Annotated in this window: 17 protein-coding genes; 11 read left to right on the forward strand and 6 right to left on the reverse strand. The window is 63.3% G+C overall.

Annotated features, from left to right (window positions below; genetic code table 11):
* Positions 1 to 236: 236 nt before the first annotated feature.
* Complete coding sequence (locus tag KBI52_RS23375) at positions 237 to 1,121, reverse strand: calcium-binding protein (protein WP_210811916.1); 885 nt, start codon at positions 1,119 to 1,121, stop codon at positions 237 to 239.
* A 292-nt stretch (positions 1,122 to 1,413) separates the two neighbouring features.
* On the opposite strand from KBI52_RS23375, the gene KBI52_RS23380 reads away from it, so the two are divergent.
* Positions 1,414 to 2,241, forward strand: a complete 828-nt coding sequence (locus KBI52_RS23380) for a hypothetical protein (protein ID WP_210811917.1) — start codon at positions 1,414 to 1,416, stop codon at positions 2,239 to 2,241.
* An 82-nt stretch (positions 2,242 to 2,323) separates the two neighbouring features.
* On the forward strand, positions 2,324 to 2,644 hold the full coding sequence (locus KBI52_RS23385; RefSeq protein ID WP_173948178.1) for a hypothetical protein: 321 nt from the start codon (positions 2,324 to 2,326) through the stop codon (positions 2,642 to 2,644).
* A 48-nt stretch (positions 2,645 to 2,692) separates the two neighbouring features.
* Here the strand turns inward: KBI52_RS23385 and KBI52_RS23390 are convergent, their stop codons facing one another.
* Positions 2,693 to 2,977 (reverse strand): porin, encoded by a 285-nt coding sequence (locus tag KBI52_RS23390; protein WP_210811918.1) that lies wholly within the window; start codon positions 2,975 to 2,977, stop codon positions 2,693 to 2,695.
* 54 nt (positions 2,978 to 3,031) lie between these two features.
* Entirely contained in the window at positions 3,032 to 3,586 is a 555-nt protein-coding gene (locus KBI52_RS23395; protein WP_210811919.1) for a DUF2231 domain-containing protein, read from the reverse strand.
* 224 nt (positions 3,587 to 3,810) lie between these two features.
* On the opposite strand from KBI52_RS23395, the gene KBI52_RS23400 reads away from it, so the two are divergent.
* Positions 3,811 to 4,935 carry a GGDEF domain-containing protein gene (locus tag KBI52_RS23400; protein ID WP_210811920.1) on the forward strand — a complete coding sequence of 375 codons (1,125 nt, stop codon included), beginning with the start codon at positions 3,811 to 3,813 and terminating at the stop codon, positions 4,933 to 4,935.
* A gap of 15 nt (positions 4,936 to 4,950) precedes the next feature.
* Here the strand turns inward: KBI52_RS23400 and KBI52_RS23405 are convergent, their stop codons facing one another.
* The gene (locus tag KBI52_RS23405; RefSeq protein WP_173948174.1) at positions 4,951 to 6,687 is read right to left on the reverse strand and encodes a right-handed parallel beta-helix repeat-containing protein; all 1,737 of its coding nucleotides are present in this window, start codon (positions 6,685 to 6,687) and stop codon (positions 4,951 to 4,953) included.
* Positions 6,688 to 7,228: 541 nt separating this feature from the next.
* Here KBI52_RS23405 and KBI52_RS23410 point away from each other — a divergent pair.
* The 5 genes from KBI52_RS23410 to KBI52_RS23425 all read left to right on the forward strand — a co-directional run bounded on the left by KBI52_RS23410 (position 7,229) and on the right by KBI52_RS23425 (position 10,024).
* Positions 7,229 to 7,444 (forward strand): hypothetical protein, encoded by a 216-nt coding sequence (locus KBI52_RS23410; RefSeq protein ID WP_173948173.1) that lies wholly within the window; start codon positions 7,229 to 7,231, stop codon positions 7,442 to 7,444.
* An 80-nt stretch (positions 7,445 to 7,524) separates the two neighbouring features.
* Complete coding sequence (locus tag KBI52_RS23415) at positions 7,525 to 7,740, forward strand: hypothetical protein (RefSeq protein WP_210811921.1); 216 nt, start codon at positions 7,525 to 7,527, stop codon at positions 7,738 to 7,740.
* Between the two features lie 308 nt (positions 7,741 to 8,048).
* Entirely contained in the window at positions 8,049 to 8,471 is a 423-nt protein-coding gene (locus KBI52_RS34275) for a hypothetical protein (protein WP_259060048.1), read from the forward strand.
* 84 nt (positions 8,472 to 8,555) lie between these two features.
* Entirely contained in the window at positions 8,556 to 8,783 is a 228-nt protein-coding gene (locus KBI52_RS34280) for a hypothetical protein (RefSeq protein WP_259060046.1), read from the forward strand.
* Between the two features lie 239 nt (positions 8,784 to 9,022).
* A complete protein-coding gene (locus KBI52_RS23425; RefSeq protein WP_210811922.1) occupies positions 9,023 to 10,024 on the forward strand; it encodes a hypothetical protein in 1,002 nt (333 codons plus the stop codon).
* Between the two features lie 75 nt (positions 10,025 to 10,099).
* Here KBI52_RS23425 and KBI52_RS23430 read toward each other — a convergent pair whose 3' ends face one another.
* Positions 10,100 to 10,909, reverse strand: a complete 810-nt coding sequence (locus KBI52_RS23430) for a class I SAM-dependent methyltransferase (RefSeq protein WP_173948170.1) — start codon at positions 10,907 to 10,909, stop codon at positions 10,100 to 10,102.
* Positions 10,910 to 11,133: 224 nt separating this feature from the next.
* Here KBI52_RS23430 and KBI52_RS23435 point away from each other — a divergent pair, with 224 nt between their 5' ends.
* Both KBI52_RS23435 and KBI52_RS23440 read left to right on the forward strand, forming a co-directional pair.
* A complete protein-coding gene (locus KBI52_RS23435; RefSeq protein WP_173948169.1) occupies positions 11,134 to 11,910 on the forward strand; it encodes a DUF4239 domain-containing protein in 777 nt (258 codons plus the stop codon).
* Between the two features lie 65 nt (positions 11,911 to 11,975).
* Positions 11,976 to 13,046, forward strand: coding sequence for a nitronate monooxygenase family protein (locus KBI52_RS23440; RefSeq protein WP_210811923.1), 1,071 nt, complete (start codon positions 11,976 to 11,978; stop codon positions 13,044 to 13,046).
* Between the two features lie 12 nt (positions 13,047 to 13,058).
* On the opposite strand, the gene uvrA is transcribed toward KBI52_RS23440, so the two are convergent.
* Positions 13,059 to 16,040, reverse strand: a complete 2,982-nt coding sequence (gene uvrA / locus KBI52_RS23445; protein WP_210811924.1) for an excinuclease ABC subunit UvrA — start codon at positions 16,038 to 16,040, stop codon at positions 13,059 to 13,061.
* 392 nt (positions 16,041 to 16,432) lie between these two features.
* On the opposite strand from uvrA, the gene KBI52_RS23450 reads away from it, so the two are divergent.
* Positions 16,433 to 18,010 (forward strand): calcium-binding protein, encoded by a 1,578-nt coding sequence (locus KBI52_RS23450; RefSeq protein ID WP_210811925.1) that lies wholly within the window; start codon positions 16,433 to 16,435, stop codon positions 18,008 to 18,010.
* Positions 18,011 to 18,287: the final 277 nt, after the last annotated feature.

Below are 18,287 nucleotides of genomic sequence, written 5' to 3' on the forward strand. Positions count from 1 at the left end.
GCCCCTTTGACCGGTGGCCTTTGTTCTTGCGTTTGCAGTGCGGATATAAGTGGGTGCACTGCAAAAGAGGAGTGGTGATAATGTAGGTCTGTTATGCTTTAGTAGCATAACGTCCTAATGCCACGTTAACCAATTTGCGAATGAGGAATGGCTCTCCCCAAGGACGCTCGGAGCGGACAACGAAAGCGGCCCTGTTTCCAGGGCCGTCCGGCAGGCTTGTCAAGGTTCGCTTTGGCCTAGAAAATGAAGAAATCGGCCTTGGACAGGCTCAGGCCGGCGTTCAATTGGGCGAACTTCACGGCCACGCCGCCGCCGACCCCGTCGGCATCGTAGAGCAGGGCGCCTGTCTGCTTGTTGTAGATGATCCGGTCGGAGACATCCCGGGCGGCTGAGCCGGTATTGAAGGCTGCGGCCAAGAGCCAGCCGTCGCGTCCCGCCCGGGTGAAGACATGGCCGTCGAGCATGATCGTGTCGTCGCTCGGCCGGAAGTCGGTGATTTTGTCGACGTTGCTCCGGGTCGGCCGCTTATCGAAGACGAAGTAGTCCTTGCCCGAACCACCGGTCAGCGTATCGTTGTCCAAGCCACCGCTCAGGTAATCACTTCCGGCCCCGCCGCTCACGATGTCGCGGCCGGCGCCCCCGTACAGGTCGTCGTCTCCCCACAGACCGTAGAGATCGTCGGCACCGCTGTCGCCGTACACGATGTCGTCGCCGTCGTAGGAATAGACGATATCGTCGCCGGTCCCGCCGCGGATGACGTCATTGTAATCGTTGCCATAGAAGGTGTCGTTCCCTCCGTTGATCGTCACATACCAAGCATAGCCCTGAAGCTCGTCGACGGTCGTGTAGAGACTGAGATCCTCGATGGACAGGATGGTCTGGCCGTAGTTTTCGTAGACCAGGTCGTCGATCACGACGGTGTAGCCGTCGCTCCAATAGCGGGCGGTGAAGGAGTCGACGATCAGGCTGCCGTCGATTTCGTACTCGGCGACAGTGCCGTCATCGTAAACGAGATCCGTCGTCACCGAGGGGTTGGCCCCGATGAACGCCCAGCCCGAGCTGTCGGTGCTGGACATGTTGAAGCCCACACCCGCTGTGTTGAACGCCTTGAAAACCGCCATGACTGCTCTGTCCCGATGAAAACACTCGATAGCCTTAAGCTATGGCTGTGAACGTGAACTTAAGCTGTATCGCCCCGGTGAGCATTGTTCATCACGGTGGTAAAGAGTTGGTTGATGGGTGCGGGTGAGCGCTCCTGACCCGCGCTCACGATATCTCGGAAGTTCATATTCTTGAACATTTGTTCATCTTCGCCCCACCCCTGCGGGATAAAATCGGTTACTTAAAGTTATTGGGAACAGTCTCATCGGGTTGGCGTTCATCTCCCACCTTTACTGTGATGGAGATGGTCCCGTGAAGAAAATCGCTCTCGGTGCCGCCCTTCTCTTGCTGAGCAGCGCGGCCTACGCACAGACTTCGACGCAGACGGATACGAACAGCAACACCAGCACGACCTCGCAATCCTCCTCGGGTTCGAACCAGATGCTGCGCAACCAGTCCGGCGGCAGCAGAGCCCAGACGGAGACGACCGGTGCCACGCGCAGCGAAAGCTCCGGGGATCAGATCAATGTCCGAAACCGTGAGGAATCCGGCACCCGCGTCGGTATCGAGACCCGCGAGCGCTCCGGCGTTTCCGTGCGCTCCCGGACCGTGCGCGAGATCGACGAGCCGAGCGTTTCGGTGACCCGCCGCCGCAGCGTGACCACTTATGAGGAGCCCGATACCGAGGTTCATCGCACGGTGGTGAAGAAGAAGCCCACCAAGAAGGTCGCTGTGAAGAAGACGAAGCGCACCAACAAGGTCGTGTCGAAGAAGCGCCGCTATCATGTGGTCGAGGAGCAGCCGGTGGAGGTCCGCCGCCGGACCGTGCGCCGCTACGAGGAGGTCAACGAGCCGAGCGTTTCCGTGAGGAGCCGCACGACGGTCCGCCGGACCCAGGACACCTCGCCGAGCGTCGGCGTGTCGCTCGAGCAGCGTCGCTCCAATGACGTGAATGTTTCGACCAGCCGAACCCGCTCGAGCGCTCCTGAAACGACGGGAACGGTCTCGACGCGCAGCCGGACGGACATGAGCGGCAACTCGGGCGGCAGCAGCTCGAGCTCGGGCGGCAGCTCCACGAACATGCGCCTGCCGCAGCAGGGCGGTTCCTCGTCCCAGGGCGGCAGCACCCCGAACCAGTAATCGCAACGCCCGCGTGAGCCGGGGGAGGGATCCGGAGCCAGGATGCCTCTCCCGCCGTCATTCGGAGTTCCGGAGATCAACCATGAAGAAGCTTTTGGTATCAGTGAGTGTCGCCCTTCTGGCCGCGACGTCCTTCAGCGGCGCGGCGGAAGCGCGCCCCGGCAAAGGCAGAGGCCATGCCTATGGGCACTACAAGAGCCACCAGGCTCCCCGCTACTACGTTCAGCGCCGGCACAACAACAATGCCGCCATCGCGGCCGGGGTGACGGGCGCAATCCTCGGCGGAGCGCTTGCCGCGACGGCGCGGCCCACATACCGAACCTATGAGAGGCCGGCCTACCGGACCTATGAGGCGCCGCGGCGCAGCTATTACCGGGAAGAATACTACGACGACGGATATTGATACCGGGTCGGGAGGAGCGCCTTCGGGCGCTCCTGCCTCGGATGCCGGTCAGCGACGTTCGTTCCCGACCGAAATGAAGGCCCTGGCCGGCCCATATTCGGTCTGCTTCCTCACATCGAGCTGCACGCGTCCACCGGCATGCGTCCCGTAGCTGTCCGCGGACCGGGCGCGCGATGATCCCACCGACGTCTCTGCTCTCACGCGACCGCTGACGCGCACGCAGGTGTCGGAGGCCTGCAGCATGGCGAAGCCCGGCCGGCAGGCCGTCGCCGCCAGCGGCAGGCTGGTCGGCGCAAGGCTGAAGAAAAGAACGGCGAGGGCGCATCGCGTCATGACGGCTCGAATGTAGCGGCCCGGGCACTGCCGTGGCAAGGCGCCCTGTCGGGATCAGACGTCGCCCGATCCGGTCTTCCGCCGGCCATAGGATGCGGCAACGTCCGCCCGGTCCACCTCCACATGGAACTGCTCGGTCTTCGGGCTGTAATCCCGGATGGCCCCGATCCCGTAGCGGTATGAGAGCTCGCCTCCGAGCCAGCCGCTGAACAGGAGAAGGGCGGTCTGAATGCCGGACAGCCAGATGCCCCAACCCTGTGCGCCGGCCGCCGGATCGTCGAGGCGGACGCCCACATTGATGAGGGCCAGGGCGACCACCACGAGATTGGCCACCATGTGGGCCCAGGAGACCCAGACGTTGCGCACCCGGTCGATGGTCACGAAGTCGATCAGACCCGGCACGGCGGCGACGAGGGCGGTCACGACCCCGGCGATCAGGAGCCAGTAGGAGACCTGCGCCCAGAACGCATCCCGAGTGGCCATGAAGGCGATGTCGGTTCCGAACGCCCCGATCAGGAAGGCCACGGGAAAGACGATCAGCATGTGGTGAATGGGGTGGCCAGCAATGGCGGCCGTGCTCTGAACGCCATGACGGTGATACATGCCCATGAAAGTCTCCCTGCCGGATATCGCGTCAGGACAAATGCTCCGGCCAACCCTTCGTTCCAGGCGCCTCCTGTCGGGGCCGCCTGGCCCGCCGCAGGGCGGGTCGTCGCAGGGCGGGGTTCTGGACATCGGAGGGCGGATGGGAGATAGCGTCCTATGCATCCTGCGGGATGGGTCGTTGGGGTTCCTCTGCGGCTATCTGGTCGAACCCTACGGCAGCCTCTCCGATGGTCCTTGATCCTGCCACGCTTACCGTTGCCTTCGTGCTGCTTTCGGCGGTGCTCGGAACGTTGTTGCTTTTTTCCTGGGTGCTGAACCGCAGGGTCAGGGCGCTCGCCTGGTGGGGCAGTGCCTTCTGGCTCATCGCCGTGGGGATCGGATCGGCCAATCTGGCTCATGGACAGCCGGCTTACGCGATCCTGCTCGTGGCGAACGCCCTGGCCCTGCTGTGCTACGGGGTTCTCTACACGGGATGCCGGGTCTTCAACGGTCGCCCCATGTCCGCGACGGCGCTGATTGCCGGGGTGGCGATCTGGACGGCGGCTTTTCCGTTCATCTACAGCTCGCATGGCTTCCGGCTGATCGTCGCATCCCTGATCACGTTCGCCTATTCGACGTTCTCGGCCTGGGAGCTCGGTCGCCATGCTGCGCGACCGCTGGCCTCCTCACGGGTCTCAGTCGTGCTTCTGCTGGCGCTGGCCGTCTTCAACCTGTCCCGTGGAATGCTCGGAATCGGCCTGACCTCCGTGTCGTGGATCGACACCTTCGCGAGCCGGTGGTCTCCCTCCATGGCGCTCCTTCTGGTCATGTTTGGGCCGACCCTGGCGTTCATGTTTCTGTCCATGGGCAAGGAGAGCGTCGAATCCGAGTACAGGCAGGCCGCCCTCGTCGATCCGTTGACCGGAGTTCCGAACCGGCGCGCCTTCATGGAGAATGCTGCCCGGCTCCTCGGGCGGCTCGGTCCCAAGCCGGCGACCTGCCTTCTGTTCGACCTCGACAACTTCAAGGCCATTAACGACCGCTTCGGCCACGATGCAGGCGACCGGATCCTGACGATCTTCGGGGAAGTCCTGGCGGCTCACCTTCCAGGGCAGACCTATGGCCGGCTGGGCGGCGAGGAATTCGGCGCGATCCTGGCGCAGGACTCCCGGGAGGCGGCTCGCCTGGCGGATCGGATCCGACATGCCTTCTCGTCGGCCGGAGCCGCTTCTCTCGGCGGCTTGGCCGCCGCAACCGTCAGCGTCGGCTGCATCACGGATACGGGAGCCGACGCCGCCGCGTTGCTGCGCCGGGCCGATGCCGCGCTGTACCAGGCCAAGCGCGGCGGCCGCAACATCGTCATCGCGGCCTGACGGGGCGCTCCGATCTCACACCACGAAGAAGTCGTGGTAGGTCAGGGCGAGGCCCTTCTTGAGCTGGGCGAACTCCACCGGCTTGCGGGAGCCCGAGCCGTCGGAATCGTAGGAGAGAACACCGGTCTTCTTGTTGTAGAGAATGTAGTCGTTCTGATCCTTGGCCCTGGTGCCGATATGGAAGACATCGGCGTCGAGCTTGGTGGGATTCGCCGACGAGCCTAGTCCTAGCTTGCGGAAGACGGCGTTGTCGAGCCAGATGGAATCGTCCTTCGCCGAGTAGTCGAGGATCGTGTCGAAGTTGACCTTGCGATCCGTCGAAGAGTTTCCAAGTCTGCTGTCGAAGATGAAGACATCGCGGCCCGCATTGCCGCTCAGGATGTCGTTTCCGGCGCCGCCACTGATGCTGTCGTGCCCGTTGCCGCCGAAGACGTAATCCCTGCCCGAATTGCCATAGAGCTTGTCATTTCCTCCGTCCCCGGACACGTGGTCGTTGCCGCCCATTCCCCGGATGGTGTCATTGCCCGAGCGTCCGCTGAGGTCCTCATCCTGCCCGGTGCCCTTGAACGAATTGGATCTCGCGGACCCGATCCATGTCTGCTTCGATGTGAAGACGGCACCTGAATCCGTGCCCGAGATCGCGTTGCCGATGAGCCGGATGAATGTGTCGCCCCCTGCGGTATTCGAGGACTCCTCGCGGATCCCGTAGCGTGCATCGGTCGCGCCGTCGGAATAGATCGTGTTGTTCAGGATCTGTGTGTTCGTCGAGTAGTAGGTCAGCCCGGTCGTGGAATCGAGGCGCATGCGGATGCTGACCTCGTCGAGTTGGTTGTCTCCGACTTGAGCATTGTTGAAGATGAAGCTGTTCCGGACCACGGTCCCTGTGGAGCCTTCGATCCGCACCCCGTTGCCCTGATTGCCGAAGATCGTGGCGCCGTCGACGGTGACGTTGGCCGCCATGTTGAGCAGGACGCCTTCCTTGAGGTTGCCGTAGTACTGGCCGCCTACGATCCTGACGTTGCTGGGCCAACCGATGTTTTCGGAGCCTCGCTGCACGACCACGCCGGCCGATCCGTTGCCGTAGGCGATGTTGTTCTCCAGGAGCAGCCCGGTCGTCGTGGTGGTGATGTTGAACCCGTGCCGGTCGTTGCCGTAGGCGATGTTGTTCCTGTAGATGCCGTTGACGATGTAATCGGCCACGAACCCGTCGAGTCCGTTGCCGTGCGACACGCTGCTCTCGATGGTCAGGCGCAGGGTCTGCTCGTGCGGGTCGAAGCCATAGCCGGAGCAGTTCATCACCTCGACGCGCGCGACGTGGATATCGCTATCCTGCAGCGGACTTCCGGGCTTCACACCCGTATAGAAGCCGTCGATCTTGCCGGTCGTGGCGCCGCGATTGCCGTCGATGGTGAGATCGAAGACGCCCACATTGCTCGTCACGTTGTCGAAGGGGGTGCGAACCACGCCGGTGATGCTGCCGGCCCATCCATCGGCCACCTTGAGAATCGTCCGCCCCATTCCGGCGCCCTGCAGGGCCGTGCCCTCGAGCATTTCGACCGCACCGTCGCTCTTGTCGCCGTTGCCTTTGACGAGCAGGGTGCCGGCAGGCAGTACGACCGTGACGCGACCCCCGGCTGGATCATCGCGGTACGCTTCATACGCTGCTCTGACGGCTGCGTTGAGGGCGGCCGTGTCCTCCAACGCGTCATTGGCTTTCGCGCCGAAACTCGACGCGTCGATAAACAGGGCCATGCAAACAGTCCTTTTCCGACGAGGGAGGCCAGCCTGCATAACCAGCTTTTGCCGGGTTTCGGCGGGCTATTCTTGAGGATTGACCGGCATCGGGGGTAGTCATCCTGAAGCTGCCGGTGATTGTCTCATTGGATAGGAAACTACTCTAAGGTTGATGGCCGGGACCATTCGGAGAGCCCGTCTGCGATTCGGGTCCGCTGGCCCCCGCCCTCAAGCCCGAAAGCGTTGCTTGCGGCCATAATTCCGGTCTCCGAGGAGGTTTTTTAAGCACAGACGGCATCAGCGGCAGTTCGTTCCTGCCTCGGGATCCAACGTCCGATTCGGCGCCTCTGATGAAAGAAAGTCGCACTCGATGCGTGGAGCATTCATCGCCCTGCCAGGGTGATCGCGCTCGAAATCGACGCGAAGCGGCTTCGATCCATCAACCTGATCGTTGGATTTCCCGGTAAAACCAATCCTCATCCGGGTCTTTCCTAACCTGCGTTAAAGCGCCCAAGCTCGGGTTGTGTCATCTAGGATGGGACGGAAGCCGGAAGGTCCGATGGCCCGCTATCATTTCCATGTTCAGCTTGCGGACCGTCTCATACCGGACAGGGAAGGCGTCGATCTGCCGAACTTGAGATCGGCCTTCGAACCCGGCAACGCGGCGGCTTGTGCCTCCTGGGATGCTCTGCTGGACGTCATCGGATGCATGCCCAACAGGATCACCGTCATCACCGACGAGGCGGGCCGGATCGTGTTCGTTCTCGCGGTATAGGTGCTCTCTCATGCTGTAAAACTGCTGATCGGATCGGGATCCGCCCTTGTGCCGAGATCACTGCGACGGAGGGAAGCGAGATGCCTCGTTACTATTTCCATCTCCGTTCCAAGGAGACATTCGTCTGGGATCGGGAAGGCGTCGAATTGCCCGATCCCTCCATGGCGTGCGGGGCGGCCGACAGGGCGGTGGCGGAGCTCCGGGGCGGCCTGCTGACTGACAGCAGGCATGGCTGCTATTGGATTGTCGCCGTGACGGACGAGGGCGACGAGGTCATTCATGTCGCGTCCGTGTGAAAGCGCCCCGAACGGTAGGAATAGGTCTCAATTCCCCGATTGTGCGGTCTCGACGGCATGCCGGTCCATGACGCCCGAAACGCGGCCTGATTTCGTCGGCCAGACTTGCGGGCTGATCATGGCCTGAACGTATCGAAAGGGTGCCAATATCCAGGGGGTATTTCCTTGTCGTATCGTCCGGCAAAGTACTAAAGTTCTAGTGATCTGCCACTTCTGGGATTTAACTCGTGCATTACTCTGCGTTAAACTCTCCTCAAGCAGGTTGTGCAATGGTTCCTAAGGGTGGCGTAGAATGTCTGGGGGCGGGCGTGACAGACGAAGAGATTGAAGCCGTTGCGGAGGAACTGGCGAAGGCCGGTGGAACCTCGTGGTATCCCGGGCGCACGCGCGGCGCTCTCCTAAGGTCCGTGGGCGAGCGCTATCGCGACAGGGCGAGATTGGCGATTGCGGCCCTCGACCGTGTGAGGGCGGCGAATGGGGGCCAGAACGGTCTCCAGGGTCCAGAGCCGCCATCGGAGCCTGAATCCCCGTCTCCGAACAACTCAGACCATATCCAGGTCGGAGCGATCGTCGTGTATCGTCCTCCCGGAGACCAGCGGGCGATTGCTTGCAAAATCGAGCGCCTCGAAGATGGGCGGGCCTACCTCGTACCGGCTCCGCGGCCCGATATCGGCTGGGTCGAGCTGAACAGTTTCGACCCTGTGGGCGAGGCTTCGACCAAAGACGAATGATAGCTGGTCGGGGATGGAGTCTTCACTTCGATGGCAAAAGCCGCTAGCAGATTCCATCCTGTTCAAAGGGGTGACGGTCCCGAAATGCGCTGCTTCTTTCACCTTGTGAACGATCACGAAGAGATCGTCGACAATACAGGGATCGAAGTTCATGACCTGGAGAGCGCCAAGGATCAGGCGCTCCTTGCCGTCACCGAACTGCGCTGCGAGATCGGACAGGACGTCGAGGACTGGTCCGGATGGCGCCTCGACATCGTGTGTTCCCAAGGCACGCTTCTGCATTCCTTGACGCTGAACAGCACCGTGCATTGAATCCAGCAATCGTCTGGAACTCCCATCAACTTTTGATCCGAAGCAAAACCATCATCATTACTTGATGCGCGGTATACGATATAATGTTTTTGAAAGATTCAGACTCATGTTGTATCGTGTGTAATTTTGAATAGAAGTATTCGCAGCGATAAATATTCAGAACCGTGGAACTAACTTCCTCAGACCTGAGTCTATTCATGCGATAGCCCCGTATGGGGTAGCTCCTAGGGAGTACAGAGATGCATTCGCGTGGACGGTTGTTGGGGTTCGGCCGCGAGACTTCGGTGTGCGGCGCGGCGGTTCTTCTGATCTCTTCTTTGATGTGGCAGCCGGCCGCGGCCTGGGATCGAGGCGGGAGCGGCGGTCGCTCGGACGGTCTCGGCGGCGGGCTCGGCGTGAGCGTCGGCGGCGACAGCGGAATTTCTGCGGGCCTGGGAGCAGATATCGGGGGGAGGGGCGGGATTGCGGCTGGTCTTGGTGCAAGCATCGGGGGCTCCGGCGGAACGAGTGCCGGCCTTGGGGCGAATGTGGGCGGTTCTAGCGGCGTCACGGCCGGCGGCGGCGCCAATATAGGCGGACCGAGCGGGGTCTCTGCCGGAGCCAGCGCCAATGTCGGTGGCACGGGTGGAGCCAGTGCCGGGCTCGGAGCCAATGTGGGCGGCTCGTCCGGTGTGAGTGCGGGCGGTCGCGCCAGCATCGGCGGATCCAACGGGGTCACGGCCGCCGCCGGCGCGAGCATCGGGGGCTCGAGTGGTGTCAACGCGGGTCTGGGGGCGAATGTCGGTGGATCGGGTGGCGTGACGGCAGGCCTTGGCGCGAGCGTTGGCGGCTCGCGCGGCGTGAGTGCCGGTGTGGGCGCCGGCGTCGGAGGCTCTGATGGCATCAATGCCGGGGTCGGAATCGGTGTCGGCGGCGGCGCTGGCGCAGGGAGCGGCGCGGGCGGGACCGGCGGGACTATCGGGACGGGAGCGATCGGCAGCGGCGGGACTGGCGGTCTCGCCAATCCAGGCTCCCTGGGCACCGGCAGCGTGCGCAATCCATCCGCGACGGGAAGCGTCAATCCGGTACGGCCCGGTCGTACCGGCCAGACGGAACGCCTCCGGGCCGAGATCCGCCAGATGAGCAACGACGACCGCATGAAGCTGCGCCGCAGCTGCGCCATGGTGACAGCCTCGCCGGACGCTTACGATTCCGACATGCAGGCGCTCTGCCGCCTGATGAGCCGGATGTCGGCTCTCTGAGACGCTCCTGACTACACGCGAAGGGCGCGCTCCACAGGAGCCGCGCCTTTTGCTGTTCGGCTGTCGGAGCGACCCTCAGCGCCAGGCGGTCACGCTAAGAGCGCTCATGCGGTTCTCGACCAGCGATGAGCCGAAACGGGCCGTGAGCGCATCGGCCACCCTGTCGGTGATCTCTTCCAAGCGCTCCGAGGCTCTGGCCTCGATCTCCGCCCGCAGGGGCGTTCCCTGGCAGAGGCCGATCGCCGGATCTCGGGACGTGGAGGCGCGGATGACCTTCTCGACCACCTCGATCTCCACGTTCTCGAACCCGGCCTGCTGCACCTCGCCCCGGATCCGGTCCGGATCGGAATAGGCGAAGGGCACGCGCTCGTAGAATCGGGGCGGGTCGTCGGGGAAGAGGCTTCCCACAGTGTCCGAGACGATGCGGCTGACCTCGTTGCGATCAAGCGTGTCCCACACGCTGAACAGGAATCGTCCGCCTGGCTTGAGCACGCGCAGGGCCTCGCGATAGCCGGCCAGCTTGTCGGGGAAGAACATGACGCCGAACTGACACGCCACCGCGTCGAACGACGTATCCTCGAACGGAAGCCTCTGCGCATCGGCCTGCCGCCATGTCACGTTCGCCGCCTGCAGCCGCTCGGCGGCAAGGTCGAGCATCGCCTGGTTGAGATCGGTCGCGACGATCTCGACCTGCGGCGGCAGCGCCTTCGCGAGCGCCCGTGTGACGATGCCCGTTCCCGCGGCGGTTTCCAGGACCCGGCCCTCCGAGATATCCTTGAGACGCGCCGCCATGTCCTCGGCATAGGGCTCGAACAGCAGGGGCCCCATGTAGCGCTCGTAGATTGCCGGGATCGAGCCCGCAAAGGCCGTATCGGTGGCGCCCATCGTTTCCTCCACCGCGAAAGCCCGGGATGATCGCGCCGGGGCGCCGGGCGTGCAAGTGTCTCAAAAGGCTAAGGGGCAGTCGATCCGCCCGGCGTGACCGGGATGAGCGCCCGATACGCCGGAAAAGCCATGGAATCGGCCGCCGTTGCATGGTCTGTTGCATGGTCTCTTGGGCCGGCCCGGACCTTGCGCCGCGCACGAGGCCTGCAGGATCAGGAGCAAGCATGACGGCCATTCTCGAGTTGCCGGCCTGGCTGGGCGCGATCCTTGCGATGCTGCTCGCCATCGCGGCCTCCGCCGTGCCCTTCGTCGTGCTGCGGCGGATGCTGAGCGACGATCTTCCGACGAAAACCCGCGACGTGGCCGAAACGGTCGCGGTTCGCATCGGCACGATCCACAGCCTCATCCTGGCGCTGGTCTTCGCGGAGGCGCAGTCCACGCACACGAACCTGCAGCAGGAGGTGTCCAAGGAGGTGACGACGATCGAGCATGTCGTGCTCGAGCTGAACCAATGGAACGGGCCGGAAAAGGGTATCCTTCGCGACCAGCTTGCCGCCTACGTCTCGGCAGTGCTGCAGAACGAATGGCAGGCGGCCGCCCATCCCAGGGGCAGCCGGGAGGCGAGGCAGGCCTACAACGCGCTCGATATCGGCATTCTCAACCTGAAGGCCGAGACGCCGCAGCAGCAATCCCTGCGCGCCCGGATGATCATGAACATGGACGACCTGCAGGATCACCGGAAGGCGCGCCTCTCGCTCGCCCATCGCGGGCTTCCCAGCCTGTTCTGGTGGATGGCCCTGACCGGATTCGCCATCATCGTCGGATTCTTCCTCATCTTCCCGGCCAACCTCGCGCACATCGCGATCCTGTCCGTCTACGGAGCCTATACGGGCCTGGCGCTCTATTTCATCCTGGCCCTCAGCCACCCTTACGCCGGTCCCGCCGCCATCGACACGGCGCCCTACCAGATGGTGCTGGAGGATGAGCTGACGCCCGGCTAATCTGCGTTTCACGTCGGGAACGGTGCTCTCGCTCTCGTTTCGCCCAGACAGGAAAGGCAACGGCCATGTGGAAAGATCGACGCGTTCTCGACCTCTTCGGGATCGAACGTCCCATCATCCAGGCCCCCATGGCAGGTGCCAACCTGTCCGATATGGTCATCGCGGTCTCAGAGGCTGGAGGCCTGGGTTCGCTGCCCTGCGCGCTGCTGAGCCACGACAAGGCCAGGGAGGAATTGTCCCGAATCCGGCAGGCAACGTCGAAGCCCGTCAACGTCAACTTCTTCTGTCACCGGGCTCCCATCGTCGATGCCGGGCGGGAAGCGGCCTGGAAGCAGCGTTTGAGAGGCTATTATCTGGAACTCGGGCTCGACCCGGACCGACCGACCCCGCCGTCGACACGCGCCCCCTTCGACGAGACGTTTCTCGGCCTGGTGGAAGAGTTCAGGCCGGAGGTGGTGAGCTTCCATTTCGGGCTGCCGCAACCGGACCTGTTGAACCGGGTGAAGGGCGCCGGCGCCAAAGTCATGTCCTCGGCGACGACCGTCGAGGAGGCGCGCTGGCTCGAACGCGAGGGCTGCGACGCCATCATCGCGCAGGGCTTCGAAGCGGGTGGCCATCGCGGCCTCTTCCTGACAGATGAGATCACGACCCAAGTCGGCACCCTGGCTCTGGTCCCGCAGGTGGTCGATACCGTCAAAGTACCGGTCATCGCTGCAGGCGGCATCGCCGACGCGCGCGGCATCGTGGCGGCGTTCGCCCTCGGCGCGTCGGCCGTGCAGATCGGCACCGCCTATTTGTTCACCCCGGAAGCCACCATATCGCCGGTACACAGGGAGGCCCTGAAGAGCGCCGGGGCCGAGAAGACCGCGTTGACGAATGTGTTCACCGGACGCCCGGCGAGGGGAATCCTCAACCGGATCATGCGGGAGATCGGCCCGATAGCATCGGACGCGCCCGCGTTCCCGCTTGCAGGCGGCGCACTCGCCCCCTTGCGTCAGAAGTCCGAGCCGCTCGGCTCGGGCGATTTCATGTCGCTCTGGTCAGGGCAGGCGGCCCCGCTTGCCAGAGAAATGTCTGCCGGCGAGCTGACGAAGACGCTTGCGGAAGAGGTTCTGGCACGGCTCTCGTCCCGGTGAGAACCGGCAGGCTTACTCCGCCGCCTGCCGCGTCACCTTCTTGTCTTTCTTCGCCGGAGCCTTTTTGGCGGCATCCTTCGCAGGCGCTTCCTTCTTCAAGGGCCTGCGCTCCAGCACTTCCTTGAGGAAGCGACCGGTGTGGCTCGCCTCTGCTGCGGCAATGTCCTCCGGCGTGCCCTGGGCGACGATCTGGCCGCCGCCGTTGCCGCCTTCGGGTCCCATGTCGATCACCCAGTCGGCGGTTTTGATGACCTCGAGATTGTGCTCGATGACCACGACCGTGTTGCCCTGGTCGACGAGCTCGTGCAGCACCTCGAGCAGCTTCGCCACATCGTGGAAGTGCAGACCGGTCGTCGGCTCGTCGAGGATGTAGAGCGTGCGTCCGGTGGCGCGCTTGGAGAGCTCCTTCGACAGCTTGACGCGCTGCGCTTCGCCGCCGGAGAGGGTCGTCGCCTGCTGGCCCACATGCACGTAGTCGAGGCCGACGCGGGCCAGCGTCTGCATCTTCTCGCGGATCGACGGAACCGCCTTGAACAGCTCGCGCGCTTCCTCGACGGTCATGTCGAGCACGTCGGCGATGGACTTCTCGCGGTACTTCACCTCCAGGGTCTCGCGATCGTAGCGCTTGCCCTTGCATACGTCGCAGGTGACGTAGACGTCGGGCAGGAAGTGCATCTCGATCTTGATCACGCCGTCGCCTGAGCAGGCCTCGCAGCGGCCGCCCTTGACGTTGAAGGAGAAGCGGCCCGCCTGGTAGCCGCGCGCCTTCGCCTCGGGCAGGCCCGCGAACCATTCGCGGATCGGCGTGAACGCCCCGACGTAAGTGGCCGGGTTCGAGCGTGGCGTACGGCCGATGGGCGACTGGTCGATGTCGATGACCTTGTCGAGATGCTCCAGGCCCTCGATGCGGTCGAACGGCGCGGGATGCTCCAGGGCGCCGTTGAGCTTGCGCGCCACGGCCTTGTAGAGTGTATCGATGACCAGGGTGGACTTGCCGCCGCCGGACACCCCGGTGATGCACGTGAAGGTGCCGAGCGGGATCTCCGCCGTCACGTCCTTCAGGTTGTTGCCCTTCGCGCCGACGAGCTTGATCTTGCGCTTCGGATCGGGCTTGCGGCGCTTGCCCGGCACCTTCACGGACATCTCGCCCGTGAGATACTTGCCGGTCAGCGACTTCCGATTCGACATGATCTCGTCGGGCGTGCCCTCGGCGACGATCTCGCCACCATGGATGCCGGCGCCGGGGCCTATATCGAACACGTAGTCGGCGTGCAGGATGGCATCCTCGTCATGCTCCACCACGATTACCGTGTTGCCGAGATCGCGCAGGCGCTTGAGGGTGACGAGCAGGCGCTCGTTGTCGCGCTGGTGCAGGCCGATGGAGGGCTCGTCGAGCACGTAGAGAACGCCCGTGAGGCCGGAGCCGATCTGGGACGCCAGACGGATGCGCTGGCTCTCGCCGCCCGACAAGGTGCCCGAGGAGCGGGCGAGCGTCAGGTATTCCAGGCCCACATCGACCAGGAAGGTGAGGCGCTCGCGGATCTCCTTGAGAATGCGGCCGGCAATCTCGTTCTGCTTCTTGGTGAGCTTCTTCGACAGGTCGCTGAACCAGAGATGGGCGTCCTTCACGGAGAGCGCCGTGGCGTCGCCGATATCGGAGCCCGCGATCTTCACCGCGAGCGCTTCCGGCTTCAGGCGCTTGCCGCCGCAGGCCTCGCAGGGCGTCTCGCCCATGAAGCGGCCGATTTCCTCGCGGGCCCAGTCGCTCTCGGTTTCCTTGTAGCGGCGCTCGAGATTGGGGATCACGCCCTCGAAGGGCTTTCTCACCTCGTAGGCACGAAGCCCGTCGTCATAGGCCATGCGGATGGTCTCGCCGTCCGACCCGTAGAGGATGACGTCGCGCACCTTCTCCGGAAGCTCCGTCCAGGGCTTCGTCATCGACGCCTTGAAGTGCTTGGTGATTGCCTCGAGGGTCTGGCCGTAATAGGGCGAGGTCGACTTCGCCCAGGGCAGGATGGCTCCGCGCTTGAGCGAAAGCGTCTCGTCCACGACCAGCGCCTCGTCGATGCGCATCTCGTGGCCGATGCCGCTGCAGGTCGGGCAGGCGCCGAAGGGATTGTTGAACGAGAACAGGCGCGGCTCGATCTCGGGGATCGTGAAACCGGAGACCGGGCAGGCGAACTTGGACGAGAAGACGATGCGCTTCGGCTGCCCCTTCTCGTCCTTGTCGTCGGCATATTCGATGACCGCGATCCCGTCGGTGAGCTCGAGGGCCGTCTCGAAGGATTCCGACAGGCGCGCGGCGATGTCGGCCCGCACCACGATCCGGTCCACCACCACGTCGATGTCGTGCTTGAACTTCTTGTCGAGGGCAGGGGCCTCGTCGATGGCGTAGTACTCGCCGTCGATCTTCAGGCGCTGGAAGCCCTTCTTCTGGAACTCGGCGATCTCCTTGCGGTACTCGCCCTTGCGGCCGCGCACCACCGGGGCCAGAAGGTAAAGCCTCGTCTTCTCCGGCAGGTCCAGCACCCGGTCGACCATCTGGGAGACGGTCTGGCTCTCGATGGGCAGGCCGGTGGCGGGCGAATAGGGGATGCCGACGCGTGCCCAGAGCAGGCGCATGTAGTCGTAGATCTCAGTGACGGTCCCGACCGTCGAGCGCGGGTTCTTCGAGGTGGTCTTCTGCTCGATGGAGATGGCGGGCGAGAGACCGTCGATCTGGTCCACGTCCGGCTTCTGCATCATCTCCAGGAACTGGCGGGCATAGGCCGACAGGGACTCGACGTAGCGGCGCTGCCCCTCGGCATAGATCGTGTCGAAGGCGAGCGACGACTTGCCGGAGCCCGATAGCCCGGTGAAGACCACGAACCTGTCCCGCGGGACCATGAGGTCGACGTTCTTGAGATTGTGCTCCCGCGCGCCCCGGACGGAGATGACGCGCGCATCCGGGTCTCCCGCCTTCGCGCGGTTGAACAGATCGTCGAGTTTAGCCATTGCCCGCTAGCCTTTTGAGGAAATCCGGCCTCGTCAGGCCGGTCCCCGCATATGTGATGCCTCACCCGCCGGTGCAATGCGGCGGATGATTCCAGGTGTTTGATCCTAGAACAAAGAGGGTACGAGGGGCAAGCGCAACTCTTCAGGTCGAGGGAAGCCCAGCGATCCACGCCGGTCGACGTGCGATTTGTCATTGTGTTGCAGAAGTGCGAGGCCCGGCCTCTTGTCGAACGGCCGAGCTCATCTAGCTTAATCGAAACGAAATAACAACACAGTGGCGGTCGGGGGCTCAAGCAAAGGGCACTACAATGACCACATCTATCGCGTGGGGGCCTGTTTTCCCCGTCAATTCCACTATAATAGGCGACCAACTTTCACAAAAGATCTACGCCTTGAAGGATGGCTCCTTCGTGGCGGTCTGGACCGATCTCAGCAATACTGGGGCGGACACGCACGGTGGCGCTATCAAGGGGCAGCTTTTCAGTGCCGACGGCAGCAGGAAGGGTGCAGAGTTCCTCATCAACACCACCACAGCTGGGTTGCAGATCTTTCCCGATGTGATCGTCCTGAACGATGGCCGGTTCGTCGTGGCATGGCAGAGCGCCGATTATGTGCGGGCCCGTGGCTACAATGCGAATGGATCGCCCATCGGCGATGAGTTCAAGGCGAGTTCGACCAGGTTCGACGACCACTTTGCGTTGACGGCTCTCACGAATGGCGGTTTCGCTGTTTCCTATTGCAATGACGATGTACAGGTCCGCGTTCAGAGCTTCGATGCCAACCTGCAGAAGAGCGGGACTGCAGCAGTGCTTGCGGAAAGTTACGGCTTTACGGAAGTCGTCGGACTGCAAGGACAGTATATCGCCTTTTACGAGAAAGGGACGTCAATCCAGGGCCAGCTTCGCAACAACGACGGAAGCATGCCAAACGGCTCGGTTGCGATCAACATCTCGACAACGGGTGATCTCAATTCCAAGCCCGTTGCGACCAAGCTCGCGGATGGTCGGATCATCGTGATCTGGACGAGCCTGACGGACAGGACTGCCGGCCCCGATCTTCACCAGATCAAGGGGCAGATCCTGAACGCCAACGGCACCAAAAGCGGGGGCGAATTGCTGCTGAGCGTGCCGGGGGCCGTCGACACAAAGGCCGCGACGGTCTCGGCCCTCGCCGACGGCGGATTTGCCGTAGGCTACCTGGATCAGATTGCGGGCAGGAATTCGGCCGATATTCACATTTCGGCCTTTAGTGCCAACGGCGCTCGCGTGGGCACCGATACCATTCTTGATCGGGCCTACGAAGGGGACGGCACTTACGCCTTGGACATGACGATATTGGCGGACGGACGTCTGGCAGTGACCTGGACCAATACGGTCAGTGAATGGGATGATTTCGGCTCGAGTATTCATGGCCAGATTGTCGACCTGCGCCAGTCCGGAGTGACGGTCACAGGCACTGCTACGGACGACCACTATTATGGCTCGCGCTTCAATGACTCCATGAAAGGAGAGGCCGGCGACGACCGGCTGTTCGGCCACGAGGGTGACGACGTCATCGCGGGTGATGCGGGCAATGACGTGCTCCGCGGCCAGGGGGGGCGCGACACTCTGATCGGCGGTGACGGCTCCGACGCATTCGTGTTCGACACCGCGCCGGTGGTGGGCAAGGCCAAGCACATCGACCGGATCGTCGATTTCAATGGCCGGGCCGATAGGATCCATCTGGACGATGCCGTCTTCAAAGACCTGAGCAAGAAGGTGGGATCTTTCGACGCGCCAGTGAAGATCGACAAGAAGGCGTTCTGGAAGGGCAACGCGGCGCACGACAAGGATGACCGGATCATCCTGAAGTCCTCGGGCGAGGTGCTCTATGATGCGGACGGGACGGGCAAGGGCAAGGCGGTCGTTATCGCCAAGCTTGACCGGCGATCCCTGAAATTCGTGGATGCCGGCGACTTCTTCGAGGTCTGACCCTCGTTCCGGGACCGGCGGGGCGGCTGCAGGCGGGTTCTGCAGCTTTCGCCTTTGAGATCCTGGCTGTTGGCCGCTGAAAGGAGACGGGTGTCCTATCGGCCCCGGTCCCTTCACCGGGGTGGCATCGAATCTGGGGACAGGCTGTGCAGAAGCTCCGGGCCGGCTTGCCGCCAGGCTCCCTTGGCCCCAGAACAGCCTCATGTGAATGAGGAGAGGCCATCATGGCTGGAAGCGTGAACAAGGTGATTTTGGTAGGGAATCTGGGGCGGGACCC

The sequence above is a fragment of the Microvirga sp. HBU67558 genome, assembly GCF_018069605.1.
In the GTDB taxonomy this organism is placed as follows: Bacteria; Pseudomonadota; Alphaproteobacteria; order Rhizobiales; family Beijerinckiaceae; genus Microvirga; species Microvirga terrae.